The organism is Pseudomonas sp. F2 (genome assembly GCF_057174385.1).
This window is the reverse complement of sequence record NZ_CM169904.1, coordinates 4,774,774-4,789,392: the sequence shown is the minus strand read 5'-3', so window position 1 is coordinate 4,789,392 and position 14,619 is coordinate 4,774,774. Positions and strand designations below refer to the sequence as shown.

Here is a 14,619-nt window from a genome sequence, read left to right as displayed (position 1 = left end):
ACTGGAACCCTGTGGGAGCGGGCTTGCCCGCGAAAGCGTCAGAGCAGGCGCCGAATAATTCGGCGCCAGTCACTTATTCAGCGGTCGAAGGCTTCTCCCACAGATTGATCCCGCCCTCTTGGGCAAAGCGATCAATCTCCGCCAGTTCCTCAGCACTGAAGCTCAGATTCTTCAGCGCCCCGACGTTTTCGATGATCTGCTCCGGCCGGCTCGCACCGATCAGCGCCGAAGTTACCCGTGGATCACGCAGGGTCCAGGCCAATGCCAGCTGCGCCAGGCTCTGGCCACGACGCTTGGCAATCTCGTTCAGCGCTCGCACGTGGGCAATGTTGGCCTCGGACAAGTGCGACGCCTGCAGCGAACCACCGCCCGGACGATTGACCCGCGCATCCGCCGGCACGCCGTTGAGGTATTTGTCGGTCAGCAGACCTTGGGCCAACGGCGTGAACGCGATCACACCAGTGCCGAGTTCTTCGGTGGTGTCGAGCAGGTCTTTTTCCACCCAGCGATTGAGCAGGTTGTACGCCGGCTGATGAATCAGCAGCGGCACCTTCCATTCCTTGAGCAGCGCAGCGATCTCGCGGGTTTTCACCCCGGAGTACGACGAGATGCCGATGTACAACGCCTTGCCCTGCTGCACGGCGGTGGCGAGAGCGCTGGCGGTTTCTTCCAGAGGGGTGTCCGGGTCGAAGCGGTGCGAATAGAAGATATCCACGTAGTCCAGACCGAGGCGCTGCAGGCTCTGGTCGAGGCTGGCCAGCACGTATTTGCGCGAGCCGCCGCCCTGACCGTACGGGCCGGCCCACATGTCCCAACCGGCCTTGCTGGAGATGATCAGCTCATCGCGGTACGGCTTGAAGTCTTCGCGCAGCAGACGACCGAAGTTGATTTCGGCGCTGCCGTATGGCGGGCCGTAGTTGTTGGCCAGGTCGAAGTGGTTGATGCCCAGGTCGAACGCCGTACGCAGCAGGGTGCGCTGGGTGTCGATCGGCGTGCTGTCGCCGAAGTTGTGCCAAAGGCCCAGCGACAGCGCCGGCAGCACCAGACCGCTGCGGCCGACGCGGCGGTAAGGGATGGAGTCGTAGCGGTTTTCGGCAGCGGTATAAGTCATCGAATCCTCTCTTGTTTGATTAACAGCAAATTGAGGGTGAATTTCAACTTTGTGGTGAGGGGATTTATCCCCGATGGACGGCGTAGCCGTCCCAAAAAAATCGCGAATTTGAATACAGATTTGGGGGTGGCTTTCGCCACCCATCGGGGATAAATCCCCTCACCACAGGGTGTTTACACAAATCTGTTTTGCGGTCGGACCAGGCCGAGGTGCTCGCGCAAGGTTCGGCCCTCATACTCGGTTCTGAACAGCCCACGCCGTTGCAGTTCCGGGACCACACCATGGGCGAAGTCTTCGAGACCGCCCGGCAGGTGCGGCACCAGCACGTTGAAGCCATCCGCCGCGCCTTGTTCGAACCACGCCTGCAAGTGATCGGCGATCTGCGTCGGCGTGCCCACCAGGCTGTAATGCCCGCGTCCGCCAGCAATCCTGCGGCCCAATTCGGCGAGGGTCAGGTTCTCCCGGCCCGCCAGCTCAGTCAGCAGTTTCTGCCGGCTCTGCTGGCCGCTGTCGGTCAGCGGCAACTCAGGCAACGGTCCGTCCAGCGGGTACTTCGACAAGTCGAAGTTGCCCAGCATACGCCCAAGCAACGCCACGCCAACCTCCGGTTCGACCAATTGCTGAAACGTTTCACATTTTTCCTGGGCTTCGGCTGCTGTCTGGCCGACGACAACAAACACCCCCGGCATGATTTTCAGCGAATCGGCACGGCGTCCGTACTTGGTCAGACGTCCCTTGAGGTCGGCGTAGAACGCCTGCGCGCCGGCCAGTGAAGTCTGCGCGGTGAACACCACTTCAGCAGTTTGTGCCGCCAGCTCACGCCCGGTTTCGGACGAGCCGGCCTGCACGATTACCGGTTGTCCCTGCGGCGAGCGTGCGACGTTCAACGGGCCTTTCACCCGAAAGTGTTCGCCGACGTGATCCAGCACGTGCAGCTTCGACGGGTCGTAATACGCGCCACTTGCCTTGTCGCGGACAAATGCATCATCCTCCCAACTGTCCCACAGCCCGGTGACCACCTGATGAAACTCCCGGGCGCGGCTGTAGCGCTCGGCGTGGCCGATGTGCTCGTCGCGACCAAAGTTCAGTGCCTCGGCAGCGTTGTCCGAGGTCACCAGATTCCACCCGGCGCGGCCGCCCGACAGATGATCGAGCGAGGCGAATTTGCGCGCCACGTGATACGGCTCGTTGTAGCTGGTGGTCGCCGTGGCGATCAGGCCGATGTGCTCGGTCACCGCGCTCAGGGCCGAGAGCAAAGTCAGCGGCTCGAAGTGATCCGAGCGTGCCATGCGGCTGGCGATGTCCTGGGTCGGCGCGGCGACGCTATCGGCGACGAACAGCGTGTCGAACTTCGCCGCCTCGGCAATCTGCGCCAGACGCTTGTAGTGGGCGAAATCCAGACCGGCATTGGCCGGTACCTGCGGGTGTCGCCACGCAGCGACGTGGTGCCCGGTGGCCATGAGAAACGCGCCGAGTTTCAGTTGTCTGCTCATCTCAGAAATCCTTGCGCAGTTGCACGCCGAAGTAGCGCTCGTCATCCCGTGGCACGGCGCGATAGATGTAGTTGCCGCCGCTGGCGAGCAGGGGTGAATAGGACTTGTCGGCGAGGTTTTTGCCCAGCAGCGCCACGCGCCAGCCGTTGCTGTAATCGGCGAGCGCGACGCTGGCGTTCCAGAGGCCGTAGGCACCTTGTTTGGTGTCGGCGTTCTGACTGATGTCGTACTGCACTTCGCTCTGCCAGCTGTAGTCGGTGCCGAGTTCGATATCCAGGCCGTTGTCCAGCGGGATGCTGTAGTCGGCGCGCACGTAGCTTTTCCAGTCGGGGCTGAACGGCAACGGCTTGCCATTGACGGTGCAGGACGCTGCCGCAGCGGCCGGGCAACTGAATTGGTCGATGCGCGCGCGGGTGTAGGCCAGCGCCCCGGAGAACTTCAGTTGCTGGGTCGCCTGCAAGGCGTAATCGAGCTCGACGCCTTCGGTGCTGACGCTGCCGGCGTTGATCAGGCGCGTCACCACTTGCCCGGCGACCGTGTCGAAAAAGTTTGCCTGGTAGTTGTCGTAGTCGCTGTGGAACACCGCGAGGTTGGTGGTCAGCCGGTTGTTCCAGCTGGTGGCCTTGATCCCCGCCTCCCAGGTATTGGAGGTTTCCGGTTTCAGCGCTTCGGTGTCACGCGGCTGCATGTTGAAGAACACGTTGTACGCCGGGCCTTTGTAGCCACGCGAATAGGTCAGGTACGTGGTGACCGCATCGCTGAGGTCGTACTGCACGCCGAGCCGGCCGGACCAGCCGTCCTCGTCCACCGAACCGGAACTGCGGGTGGCCGGCTGGATGCCGCTGACCGTGGTCGCCGAGGTCGAGACGCGGCGGTGAGCGTATTCCAGATCATCGTGGGTGTAGCGCAGGCCGGCGATGCCACGCAGGTCGGAAGTGAAGTTCAGCGTGGCTTCGCCAAACGCCGCGTAGCTGTCGCTGGTGGTGCTGTAGTCAGCCACGCCACGGTTGACGCTGGTCGGCGTCGTCAGGGTGCGCTGGTAGGTCTCGTCATCCTTGCCGTGCATGTAGAACAGGCCGCCAACGTATTCGAGGAACTCACCTTTCGGCGAAGCCAGGCGCAGCTCTTGCGAGTACTGGTCGAAGGAAAGATCGCCCTTGTCGGCGGTGCCGGGGAACGCTGCAGTGATCGTGCTCAGCCGATCGCCATCCTGATACTGGGTGTTGTCCCAGCCGCGCCACGCAGTGATCGAGGTCAGTGTGTAATCGCCCAGTTGCCAGTCGAGCTGGCCGGACAGGCCCTTGTTGGTGTCCTCGACATGGCTGCGGGTATCGGTGTTGATGTCGCGGTTGTGACTGCTGGCGTAGACCGGGCCCAGCGCGTTGGCGAAGGCCGGGGTCAGCGACTTGCTGACCACGCCGTTGGGGCCGTCGTCGTGGGACTGCATGTAGTCGGCAATCAAGGTGAAGGTGACGTCGTCGTTCGGGGTGAATTCGAGTTTGCCGCGCACCCCGCGATGGTTGTAGCCGTTGACCTCCTGGCCGTTGTGCTGGTTATCGACGTTGCCGTCGTACGTGCCGAACAGGGTGCTGATCGACCCCTTGAGCGTATCCGGAATCAGGCTGCCGCCAATGCCGAAGCGGGTGCGGCTTTCGTTGCCGCTGTAGTACGACTGGTCGATGTAACCGTGGGTCTCGTTGGTCGGCGCCTTGCTGGTGATGTTGAGCACACCGGCCGAGGCGTTCTTGCCGAACAGCGTGCCTTGCGGGCCACGCAGCACTTCGACGCGCTCCAGATCCAGCAGGTCGAGAGTCGATTGACCGGGACGCGCATAGACCACGCCATCGATCACCGTGGCCACCGTTGGCTCGACGCCGGGCGAGGTGGAAATCGTGCCGACGCCCCGCACAAACAACGAGGTGTCCTTGTTCGACGCCCCAGTGCGGAAATTCAGCGACGGCACTTGCTGGACGATGCTTGCCACGCCGTTACGGTTATCGCGTTCCAGTTGTTCGCCGTCGATCACCGACACTGCCACCGGAACCTTCTGCAGCGACTCTTCGCGGCGAGTGGCGGTGACCGTGACGGACTTGAGGGTCGGCTCTTGTTCGCGGCTGTCGGCGGCGAAAGCCGTGGGCAGCGGCAACGCCGCCAGCCCGGTAAAAATCCAGCCAGCGGCGCGAATCGATTGCGCCAGTTTGTGTGTCGCCCCGGGAGTGTTGTGCATGGTTGCCCGCTCGAAATTGGCCCTGAACCGCTGCCGTTCTGCGACGACAGCGCCTGAATCGGTGTCTTGGGCATTCGCTCGAGCGAGTAGCAGACAATGCGCCTTGTTAGCGCTAACATCGCCAGTATTGGCAAACTCGTCATAGAGCGTCCAATACTGAAAAATTACTTTTATATGCGTTTTGGTTTTTAAGAAGGATCGAGCCTTGAGCCAGGAAAAGCCTCGCAAACGCCGTGGCGCCGGACGCGTGACCCTGAATGCAGTGGCGCGCGAGGCTGGCGTCTCGGCGATTACCGTGTCGCGCTATTTCAATCAGCCGGAAACCGTCTCGCCCGAGCGCCGCGAGCGGATCGCGGCGGTGGTGGCCGAGCTGGGTTATGTACCGAATCTGGTGGCCGGCGGCCTGGCCTCGGCGCGGGGCAAAATCGTCGGCATGGTGATTCCGAACATCTCCGGGCCGATTTTTGCCAACACCATTCAGGGCTTCAGCGACACCCTCAGCCGCCACGGTTATCAGCTGCTGCTGGCGTCGAGTTACTTCAGCACCGAACAGGAAGAAAACGCCGTGCGCGCATTTCTCGGCTGGTCGCCGGCGGCGCTGGTGCTGACCAGTCACTTCCACAGCGCAGGCACGGAAAAAATGATCGCCGAAGCGGACATTCCGGTGATCGAAACCTGGGATTACCAGCCGGATCGCGAGCCAATGCAGATTGGCTTTTCGCACCATGAAGTCGGCGTGAGCGCTGCGCGTTATCTGCATGACAAAGGCTATCGCCGCATCGCCTTCGTGCAGAACAGCGCACTCGGTGACCTCAGTGCCCTCGAACGTCGCGACGGTTATGCCGCCACCGTGCGCGGGTTCGGCCTTGAGCCTTGGGTATTCGCCCCCGACACCGACCGCGCGCCGTTCGAAGCCGGCAAGCAAGCGATGGAAGCGCTGATGAACGCCGCTCCCCGCCCCGACGCGATCATCTTCGCCAACGACAACCTCGCCGCCGGCGGCCTGCTCGCCGGGCAACGCGCCGGCCTCAGAATTCCCGAAGACTGCGCTGTGCTCGGCTTCGGCGATTACCCGTTCGCCGAGATGCTGTTGCCGAGCCTGAGCACGATCAAGCCACCGGCACTGGAGATCGGCGTGCTGGCGGCAACGCGGGTATTGGAAAGTCTCGGGGTGCTGCCGAGCGATGATGTGCAGCGGCTGAATCTGTTGCAGTGCCAGTTGATCGAGCGCGAGAGCACCTGACGAACATGCTTCTGTAGGAGCTGCCGCAGGCTGCGATCTTTTGATTCTGGCTTTTAAAAGCGAAAGATCGCAGCCTGCGGCAGCTCCTACAGGTTATGCCGACAATTCGCGTAACGCAGCGGCGGCCAGAAATCCGGAGCGGGAACTGTAGCGCTGATCACGCCGGACTGTTTGATCTATACGCTCCAGCAGTTGCTCGGGCAACGTGGCGTTGAAGCGTACCGACTTGCCGAAATAGGGTGTGATATCAAAGTCGACGACACCCCAGATCCCACCCGCATAATCCGGGTTGTCGAGATGTGCATCAATGTCCCGAACTCGAGGCAACGGTGTACCATCAGCCACCAGCCCCTCATAGTGCAGGGCCAGAGCCTCCTGAGTGTTTTCAAAAGCTTCGGCTACCGTGCTCCCTGCGGAGAAGCACCCCGGTACATCCGGGACAATCACTCCGTAGTCCGAGTCGGCATCCTTGTGCAAAACGACCGGGAATTTCATAAACGTGAATCCTTCGTCTGATGTGTCCATAAAAGGACTTTCACTTCCAATAACGGGCTTCATTTCAACCCCGCCTGTTTCAAAATGCTGTTGATCGTCCCTTTGGGAAGGTCTGAATCCGGATGCTTGATCGTCACCCGACCCGGCTTACGCGGATGCTTGTACTGATGGTGACTGCCCTTCACTGCAACCAGATACCAACCATCCTCCTCGATCATCCTGATCATTTCCCGACTACGCATTTCCTTCGCCCTGTTCGACAGCAAGAGCGGGTCACTTTAGGGCGTAAGCAACCGATTTATACACACGATACACACTATGAGAAATATTAGCTGGGTGAACAAACGCTCGGTAATTGGTTCGACCAACGGCAGGCGCGAGCCAGCGAGAAAGGGCCTTGCCGTCCAGATACATTTGAATGCGTCGCGAAATGTGTCTGATTGAGAATGGTTGGCTTGTATTGATGTGGGCTGACTTGACTATGCTCTCAATGAAACCGAGGTGGCCCTTTCGCGGGCAAGCCCGCTCCCACAGGATCTTTGTTGTGTACAGAATCTGTGAATGACCGAGATCACTGTGGGAGCGAGCTTACCCGCGAAGGCGTCCGATCAAGCAACGCAAAACCCGCAGGCACACCCATGCACACCGCCATCATCATCTTCTTCGGCCTGGTCCTGCTGGCCCTGATGCTCTACATCGGCGAGCGCATCGGCTTCAGCCGACAAACCCTGGCCTACAGCTTCGCCGCGCTGTGGCTGGCATTGACGGTGATCAACGGTGCGGTGGGGGTGGTGCATGCCGGGCAGCCGCTGGGATCAGAAATCGCGGTGGGCAGTGCGGTGTTCGGGGTGCCGGTGGCGGCGATGGTGTTGTTCATGGTGCTGAGCGCCGAGTCGTGAAACGTCCCGGCGCTCAGTTGCCGATCAACGTACCAGATGCAGGAACTGCATGTGGCGTTCGTACTGGTCGAGGATGTCGTTGATGATCTGTTCCTTGGTGTAGCCGACCAGATCGTAGTCCTGACTGCCCTCGCTCAAGTGCACTTCAGCGCGGTAGTAGCGGCGGTTGTTGAGTTGCTTGGAACCCATGCCACCCCGGGCGAACGACGGCGTGAAGTAGCCGCGCATCTGCACCTGGTAGATGAACGGATGCTGCTCACCGTGGCCGATTTCCAGGCTGATGTTGTCGTGCGCCGGATCCGGCTGGGTGACCACGTTCAAGCCCTTCTCGACGAAGACCGCCGTCACTTCCTCAATCGCCGGACGCACCGTGGTGTCCATGAAGCGGTACACCTCGTCGCGCGACGGGAAGTGCACCGCCTGACTCAGACGCTGGCGCCAGCCGCCCGTGCCGCGCCGCGAACCGGAGACCGGTGCCAGCGAATGCAGTTGCGCGATCTGCTTCTGCGATTCCAGATAGAACGCCTTGTGCAATCCCCACATCATCAGCAGCAAAATCATCGAGAACGGCAACGAGGTCAGCACCACTGCCGATTTCAGCGCATCGATACTGCCGGAGAACAACAGCGCACTGGTCACCAGAGCGGTCATCGCGCCCCAGAACACGCGCAGCCATTTCGGCCCGTCTTCGTCCGGATTGCCGCCCTTGGCCGACAGGGTGGAAAGCACCACGGTACCGGAGTCGGCAGAAGTGACGAAGAACACGAAGCTGATGAACACCGTCACCGCGATGACCGTTTTGCTCCACGGGTAGGTTTCCAGCAGCAGATAAAGGCTCATCGACGGATTGTCGAGGGCCGACATGCCCAGCGCCGACATACCGTGGTTGAGCACCTGATCGATGGCGCTGTTGCCGAAGATCGACATCCACGCCAGGGTGAAACCGAGCGGAATCAGCAGCACACCGAAGACAAATTCGCGGATGGTACGGCCACGGGAAATCCGCGCGATGAACAGGCCCACGAACGGCGACCATGCAATCCACCAGGCCCAGTAGAACACCGTCCAGCCGCCGAGCCAGTCGCTTGGTTTGTCGTAGGCGTAGAGGTCGAAACTCTTCATCGGCAACGCACCGAGGTAGTCGCCGAGGTTCTGGATCAGCGTGTTGAGCAGGTGCTGGGTGGGACCGGCGAACAACACGAACAGCAGCAGCGCACAGGCCAGCAGCATGTTGATGTCGGACATCACCCGCACGCCCTTGTCCACACCGGAGACGGCGACGATGATCGCCGCGCCCATCATCAGCGTGATCAGGCCGACCTGAATCCACTGGGTGTGGGCGATGCCGAACAGGTAGTCCAGACCGGAGTTGAGGTGCAGCACACCAAAACCCATGTCGGCACCCAGGCCGAACACCGTAGCGATAATGCCGAAGCCGTCTACCGCGTAACCGATGGGGCCGTTGATGCGCTTGCCGATCAGCGGGTACAGCGCCGAACGCAAGGCCAGCGGCAGGTTATGCCGGTAGGCGAAATAGGCCAGCGCCATGCCGACAAAGGCGAACACGCCCCAGCCGTGCAGGCCCCAGTGCAGAAACAGAATCTGCATCGCCTGGCGCGCTGCATCGGCGGTGCCGGCCTCGCCTTGCGGCGGTTGCAGCATGTGGGTCAGCGGTTCGGACACGCAGAAGAAGAACAGCGTGATGCTGATCCCGGCGGCGAACAGCATGCCGGCCCAGGACAGGTAACTGAACTCGGGTTCGTCGTGGTCGGCACCGAGTTTGATCTTGCCGTAGCCCGATAACGCGGTGACCACCACGAAGACCAGATACAGCGTCATCGCGAGCATGTAATACCAGCCGACCGTGTTGGCCGCCCAGTTTTGCGCAGCCAGCAACCAGGCGCCGGCCTGCTCCGGCATGGCGATGACAACCAGACCAAACAGCAGAATCACCGTCGCGGCGAAGTAGAACACCGGCGGATTCATGCGCACCAGACCGCTGGCGGGGGTAGACGATGCACTCATGAAACGTGCACCTCGAGGGGTTGAAACGTGGCTGAAATGATCGGACTCAGCAAAGGCAAGCCTCCTGTTGTGAGCGGGCAGCGAACCACCGGTTTAACTTGAATGAACGTTCAAGTTAAACATGGATAGGGTGGTAAGGACTAATCGCAGGGCCAGGCGGTAGTTTTCGTACAGCAGCCCAAGGAGGGGTATGACGCGGGTTTGAGGGGATTCGTTCAACGGAGAATTGGCTGAATGCCATCAACCTGATTCGATGCGAAAACTGTTGCGAGGGAGCTTGCTCCCGCTGGACTGCGCAGCAGTCCCAATGCGGCGTCAGTCGCAATTGGGAGTCCTGCGGCCTCCAGCGGGAGCAAGCTCCCTCGCCACAAACGAACTGGAAATATTACTTCTGCGTCCCGTCATCATGCTGCAGATTGGCCTGGGTCAGGTTGCTCCCCGCCGGCACACTGCGGGTCAGCCAGACATTGCCGCCAATGGTCGAACCCTGGCCGATGGTGATCCGCCCCAGAATCGTCGCCCCGGCGTAAATCACCACGTCATCCTCGACAATCGGATGCCGTGGATGGCCCTTCTGCAACTGCCCGTCTTCATCCGCCGGGAAGCGCTTGGCGCCCAAAGTCACGGCCTGATAAATCCGCACCCGCTCGCCGATGATCGCGGTCTCGCCGATCACCACACCGGTGCCGTGGTCGATGAAGAAACTGCGGCCGATCTGCGCGCCCGGGTGGATATCGATGCCGGTGGCCGAGTGCGCAATTTCCGCGCTGATCCGCGCCAGCAACGGCAACCCGGCGCGATACAAATGGTGCGCCAGACGATGGTGAATCACCGCCAGAATCCCCGGATAGCACAACAGCACCTCATCGACGCTGCGTGCCGCCGGGTCACCGTGATAGGCCGCCAGCACGTCGGTATCGAGCAGGCTGCGCAGGCCCGGCAAGGCCAGGGCAAAATCCTGAATGATGCGGATCGCCTGCGCTTCGACATCAGCATCACCTTGCGCGCTGTGCCGGGCGACATACCGCAATTCCAGCCGCGCTTGCGCCAGCAAGGCATTCAACGCGGTATCGAGGGTGTGGCCGACATAGAAGTCCTCACTTTCCTCACGCAGATCCACCGGCCCCAGCCGCATCGGGAACAACGCGCCACACAGCGCTTCGAGAATCTCGGCCATCGCCGCGCGGGACGGCAACTCACGACCACCCTGCTCGCCGCTGGCCCGGCCATTCTGGGTACGCCACTGATCCCGCGCGGTACGCAGTTGGCTGACGATGGTCTGCAATTGCCAATGGCTGGAACGCTCGCTCACGGTAAAGACTCCTCACGGGCGGCCGGACGGTCTGGCCGCGTCAACGGCGACTACTTTACGGCATGCCCGTGAGGGCGAATTAAGAACCGATAGTGCTGGCCTAAGCACATTTGGCTATAAGCGATTCACGGTTGCCCCGGTAAAACGGCGTGCCTATAGTCCTGTCATCTTTCTCCGCCAGTACGGACTCATGATCAAACAACAGCTGGATCGCTTTAACCGTCTCGACCTGCTCGGCCAACCCACGCCGCTGGAAAAACTTGAACGTCTGACCGCCTGGCTGGGCCGCGATGTGTATATCAAACGCGATGACCTGACGCCGCTGGCCATGGGCGGCAACAAGCTGCGCAAACTCGAATACCTCGCCGCCGATGCCCTCGCTCAGGGCGCCGACACGCTGATCACCGCCGGTGCCCTGCAATCGAACCACGTGCGCCAGACCGCCGCATTGGCGGCCAAGCTCGGCCTGGGTTGCGTGGCGCTGCTGGAAAATCCGCTAGGCACCGATGACAGCAATTACACCGGCAACGGCAACCGTCTGCTGCTCGATCTGTTCGACACCAGGGTCGAGTTGGTGGACAACCTCGACAACGCCGACGAACAACTCGCCGCACTCGCCGTGCGCCTGCGCAGCAATGGCAAGAAACCGTATCTGGTACCGATCGGTGGCTCCAATGCTCTCGGTGCATTGGGCTACGTGCGTGCCGGTCTCGAACTGGCGGAGCAGATCAAGGACACCGGCCTGGAATTCGCCGCCGTGGTGTTGGCCTCTGGCAGCGCCGGAACCCACAGCGGTCTGGCGCTGGCGTTGAGCGAAGCGCTGCCGCAATTGCCGGTGATCGGCGTGACGGTATCGCGCAGCGAAGAAGATCAGCGCCCGAAAGTGCAAGGTCTGGCCGAACGTACGGCGGACCTGCTGGGCGTGAAATTGCCAGTGAACTTCAAGGTCGAGTTGTGGGACGAATACTTCGGTCCGCGTTACGGCGAGCCGAATGCCGGGACACTGTCGGCGGTGAAGCTGTTGGCCAGTCAGGACGCGGTGTTGCTCGACCCGGTGTATACCGGCAAGGCCATGGCTGGTCTGCTCGACGGGATTGGCCGCCAGCGTTTTGATGAAGGGCCGATCATCTTCCTGCACACGGGTGGGGCGCCGGCGTTGTTTGCCTACAGGGATTCGCTGACAAGCTGATCCTCCCTGCTGCAAGAATTTCTGTGGTGAGGGGATTTATCCCCGTTGGACTGCGCAGCAGTCCCCTGCTCTTCAAGTCAGAAGAGAGGGCCGCTTCGCGCCCCATCGGGGATAAATCCCCTCGCCACAATTGATCACATATATTCGAAATTGGAATAACAGAAAGATCATTAAGTATTTTCAAGTCTAAAGCAGACATCTTATAGTCTCGCCGCAGGCGAATTTCGGGCAAGACGCATAAGCTGCTTTAGGGCACGATAACGCAGTCGTTCAACTCCCGGATTCGCCAACTTTCCTTAAGCGTCTTCCATAAGAAAACACAGGGGCTTGTCATGAATTTTTCCGCACTACGTCGCACTCTGCTGGTAGGTTCGCTGGGCCTTGCACTGAGCGCCGGCCTGATCGGCCAGGCAACTGCCGGTGAGCAATTGCAACAGATCAAGGACAAAGGCGTCATCAACGTCGGCCTGGAAGGCACTTACCCACCGTTCAGCTTCGTTGACGAGAACGGCAAACTGTCCGGTTTCGAAGTCGAACTCTCCGAAGCCCTGGCGCAGAAACTCGGCGTCAAAGCCAAGATTCAGCCGACCAAGTGGGACGGTATCCTCGCTGCACTGGAATCCAAGCGTCTGGACGTCGTGGTCAACCAAGTGACCATCTCCGACGAGCGCAAGAAGAAATATGACTTCTCCGAGCCGTACACCGTTTCCGGGATTCAGGCGCTGGTGCTGAAGGACAAGGAAGCCAAGTTGAACATCAAGACTGCCGCCGATCTGTCCGGCAAGAAAGTCGGTGTCGGCCTGGGCACCAACTACGAGCAATGGGTCCGCGCCAACGTGCCGGGCGCTGACGTGCGCACCTACGACGATGATCCGACCAAGTTCGCCGACCTGAACAACGGCCGCACCGACGCCATCCTGATCGACCGTCTGGCCGCACTGGAATACGCCAAGAAAGCCCCGAAAACCGTGGCTGCCGGTGAAGCGTTCTCCCGTCAGGAATCCGGTATTGCCCTGCGCAAGGGCGAGCCTGAGCTGCTGGCTGCGGTGAACAAGGCGCTCGACGAGCTGCGTGCCGACGGTACCCTTGAGAAGCTGTCGAAGAAATACTTCAACGCTGACGTCACCAAATAATGGAAGAAGCTTTCCAACTCGCACTGGACTCCGCGCCCTTTCTGCTCAAGGGCGCGTACTACACGGTCATCCTCAGCCTGGGCGGCATGTTCTTCGGCTTGCTGCTGGGCTTCGGCCTGGCCTTGATGCGCCTGTCGCGCTTCAAACTGGTGAGCTGGATTGCCCGCATCTACGTGTCGTTCTTTCGCGGCACGCCGTTGCTGGTGCAACTGTTCGTGATCTATTACGGCTTGCCGCAACTGGGTCTGGAACTGGATCCGCTGCCGGCGGCGCTGATCGGCTTCTCGCTGAACATGGCCGCCTACGCCTGTGAAATCCTGCGTGCGGCGATCGGTTCGATCGAACGTGGTCAATGGGAGGCCGCTGCGAGCATCGGCATGACCCGTGCGCAAACCCTGCGCCGGGCCATCCTGCCGCAGGCCATGCGCACAGCGCTGCCGCCGTTGGGCAACAGCTTCATTTCGCTGGTCAAGGACACGGCACTGGCCGCCACCATCCAGGTGCCGGAACTGTTCCGCCAGGCGCAGCTGATTACCGCCCGGACTTTCGAAGTCTTCACCATGTATCTTGCCGCCGCGCTGATCTACTGGATTCTGGCCACGGTGCTGTCGCACCTGCAGAACAAGCTGGAAGAGCGGGCCAATCGGCACGACCAGGAGTCCTGACCCATGATTGTCGTGGAAAAACTGACAAAGCAGTTCAAGGGTCAAGAGGTGCTCAAGGGCATCGATCTTGAGGTGAAGGAAGGCGAGGTCGTGGCCATCATCGGCCCTAGCGGTTCGGGTAAAACCACGTTCCTGCGCTGCCTGAACTTCCTTGAAGAGCCCACCAGCGGCCGGATCAAGGTCGGCGATATCGAAATCGATACCCGCCGTCCTCTGAGCCAGCAACAAAGCCTGGTGCGCAATCTGCGCCAGCACGTAGGTTTCGTGTTCCAGAACTTCAACCTGTTCCCGCACCGCACCGCCCTGGAAAACGTCATCGAAGGGCCGATCGTGGTCAAGAAGATGCCGCGCGAGCAAGCCGTTGCCCTGGGCATGAAGCTGTTGGCCAAGGTCGGTCTGGCCGGTAAGGAAGATGCGTATCCGCGTCGTCTGTCCGGTGGTCAGCAACAGCGCGTGGCGATTGCCCGGGCGCTGGCGATGGAACCGGAAGTGATCCTGTTCGACGAACCGACCTCGGCGCTCGACCCGGAACTGGTCGGCGAAGTGTTGGCGACCATTCGTGGTCTGGCTGAAGAAAAACGCACCATGGTCATCGTCACTCACGAAATGGGGTTCGCCCGCGACGTGGCCAACCGTGTGGTGTTTTTTGACAAGGGCGTGATCGTCGAGCAAGGCGAAGCCAAGGCCTTGTTTGCCAACCCGAAAGAGGAGCGTACCAAACAGTTTCTCAGCAAGTTTCTGAATCACGCCTGAGAAGCTTATTGCTTTGAATCATTAACTTCCACGGATGGAAGTTATACTTTTCCCGCCTGCACAAATATCTAAAC

13 protein-coding genes are annotated in these 14,619 nt (G+C 60.7%); 6 read left to right on the top strand and 7 right to left on the bottom strand.

The window, feature by feature from the left end:
• Positions 1 to 73: 73 nt before the first annotated feature.
• From mgrA to AC193Q_RS21545, 3 genes are all read right to left on the bottom strand, one after another.
• The gene (gene mgrA, locus AC193Q_RS21555) at positions 74 to 1,111 is read right to left on the bottom strand and encodes an L-glyceraldehyde 3-phosphate reductase (protein ID WP_483878760.1); all 1,038 of its coding nucleotides are present in this window, start codon (positions 1,109 to 1,111) and stop codon (positions 74 to 76) included.
• Positions 1,112 to 1,284: 173 nt separating this feature from the next.
• Positions 1,285 to 2,604: an LLM class flavin-dependent oxidoreductase gene (locus AC193Q_RS21550; RefSeq protein ID WP_483878759.1), complete on the bottom strand. Its 1,320-nt coding sequence runs from the start codon at positions 2,602 to 2,604 to the stop codon at positions 1,285 to 1,287.
• A gap of 1 nt (position 2,605) precedes the next feature.
• On the bottom strand, positions 2,606 to 4,831 hold the full coding sequence (locus AC193Q_RS21545) for a TonB-dependent receptor (RefSeq protein WP_483878758.1): 2,226 nt from the start codon (positions 4,829 to 4,831) through the stop codon (positions 2,606 to 2,608).
• A gap of 205 nt (positions 4,832 to 5,036) precedes the next feature.
• Between AC193Q_RS21545 and AC193Q_RS21540 the strand changes: the two genes are divergently transcribed.
• Positions 5,037 to 6,074 carry a LacI family DNA-binding transcriptional regulator gene (locus tag AC193Q_RS21540; protein WP_483878757.1) on the top strand — a complete coding sequence of 346 codons (1,038 nt, stop codon included), beginning with the start codon at positions 5,037 to 5,039 and terminating at the stop codon, positions 6,072 to 6,074.
• 93 nt (positions 6,075 to 6,167) lie between these two features.
• Here AC193Q_RS21540 and AC193Q_RS21535 read toward each other — a convergent pair whose 3' ends face one another.
• Entirely contained in the window at positions 6,168 to 6,569 is a 402-nt protein-coding gene (locus AC193Q_RS21535) for a type II toxin-antitoxin system HicB family antitoxin (protein ID WP_095669259.1), read from the bottom strand.
• Between the two features lie 59 nt (positions 6,570 to 6,628).
• On the bottom strand, positions 6,629 to 6,811 hold the full coding sequence (locus AC193Q_RS21530; RefSeq protein WP_027611194.1) for a type II toxin-antitoxin system HicA family toxin: 183 nt from the start codon (positions 6,809 to 6,811) through the stop codon (positions 6,629 to 6,631).
• A gap of 396 nt (positions 6,812 to 7,207) precedes the next feature.
• On the opposite strand from AC193Q_RS21530, the gene AC193Q_RS21525 reads away from it, so the two are divergent.
• On the top strand, positions 7,208 to 7,468 hold the full coding sequence (locus AC193Q_RS21525) for a hypothetical protein (RefSeq protein ID WP_095667822.1): 261 nt from the start codon (positions 7,208 to 7,210) through the stop codon (positions 7,466 to 7,468).
• Between the two features lie 24 nt (positions 7,469 to 7,492).
• Here the strand turns inward: AC193Q_RS21525 and betT are convergent, their stop codons facing one another.
• Positions 7,493 to 9,454 carry a choline transporter BetT gene (betT, locus tag AC193Q_RS21520; protein ID WP_174377299.1) on the bottom strand — a complete coding sequence of 654 codons (1,962 nt, stop codon included), beginning with the start codon at positions 9,452 to 9,454 and terminating at the stop codon, positions 7,493 to 7,495.
• 424 nt (positions 9,455 to 9,878) lie between these two features.
• The gene (epsC, locus tag AC193Q_RS21515; protein WP_041071188.1) at positions 9,879 to 10,805 is read right to left on the bottom strand and encodes a serine O-acetyltransferase EpsC; all 927 of its coding nucleotides are present in this window, start codon (positions 10,803 to 10,805) and stop codon (positions 9,879 to 9,881) included.
• Positions 10,806 to 10,995: 190 nt separating this feature from the next.
• On the opposite strand from epsC, the gene AC193Q_RS21510 reads away from it, so the two are divergent.
• The 4 genes from AC193Q_RS21510 (at position 10,996) to tcyN (ending at position 14,545) form a co-directional block, all read left to right on the top strand.
• Positions 10,996 to 11,994, top strand: a complete 999-nt coding sequence (locus tag AC193Q_RS21510; protein WP_483878756.1) for a D-cysteine desulfhydrase — start codon at positions 10,996 to 10,998, stop codon at positions 11,992 to 11,994.
• Positions 11,995 to 12,326: 332 nt separating this feature from the next.
• Entirely contained in the window at positions 12,327 to 13,127 is an 801-nt protein-coding gene (tcyJ, locus tag AC193Q_RS21505) for a cystine ABC transporter substrate-binding protein (protein ID WP_086794003.1), read from the top strand.
• Positions 13,127 to 13,792 (top strand): cystine ABC transporter permease, encoded by a 666-nt coding sequence (gene tcyL, locus AC193Q_RS21500; protein ID WP_003220607.1) that lies wholly within the window; start codon positions 13,127 to 13,129, stop codon positions 13,790 to 13,792. Before tcyJ ends, tcyL begins: the two co-directional genes overlap by 1 nt.
• A gap of 3 nt (positions 13,793 to 13,795) precedes the next feature.
• Positions 13,796 to 14,545: an L-cystine ABC transporter ATP-binding protein TcyN gene (gene tcyN / locus AC193Q_RS21495; RefSeq protein ID WP_047290800.1), complete on the top strand. Its 750-nt coding sequence runs from the start codon at positions 13,796 to 13,798 to the stop codon at positions 14,543 to 14,545.
• The last annotated feature ends 74 nt before the right edge of the window (positions 14,546 to 14,619 follow it).

Bases quoted from the DNA above. Each gene is read 5' to 3' on its own strand.
- tcyJ (WP_086794003.1), top strand. From the start codon at position 12,327: ATGAATTTTTCCGCACTACGTCGCACTCTGCTGGTAGGTTCGCTGGGC.
- AC193Q_RS21550 (WP_483878759.1), bottom strand. From the start codon at position 2,604: ATGAGCAGACAACTGAAACTCGGCGCGTTTCTCATGGCCACCGGGCAC.
- AC193Q_RS21510 (WP_483878756.1), top strand. From the start codon at position 10,996: ATGATCAAACAACAGCTGGATCGCTTTAACCGTCTCGACCTGCTCGGC.
- AC193Q_RS21530 (WP_027611194.1), bottom strand. From the start codon at position 6,811: ATGCGTAGTCGGGAAATGATCAGGATGATCGAGGAGGATGGTTGGTAT.
- mgrA (WP_483878760.1), bottom strand. From the start codon at position 1,111: ATGACTTATACCGCTGCCGAAAACCGCTACGACTCCATCCCTTACCGC.
- AC193Q_RS21545 (WP_483878758.1), bottom strand. From the start codon at position 4,831: ATGCACAACACTCCCGGGGCGACACACAAACTGGCGCAATCGATTCGC.
- betT (WP_174377299.1), bottom strand. From the start codon at position 9,454: ATGAATCCGCCGGTGTTCTACTTCGCCGCGACGGTGATTCTGCTGTTT.
- AC193Q_RS21535 (WP_095669259.1), bottom strand. From the start codon at position 6,569: ATGAAATTCCCGGTCGTTTTGCACAAGGATGCCGACTCGGACTACGGA.
- AC193Q_RS21525 (WP_095667822.1), top strand. From the start codon at position 7,208: ATGCACACCGCCATCATCATCTTCTTCGGCCTGGTCCTGCTGGCCCTG.
- tcyN (WP_047290800.1), top strand. From the start codon at position 13,796: ATGATTGTCGTGGAAAAACTGACAAAGCAGTTCAAGGGTCAAGAGGTG.
- tcyL (WP_003220607.1), top strand. From the start codon at position 13,127: ATGGAAGAAGCTTTCCAACTCGCACTGGACTCCGCGCCCTTTCTGCTC.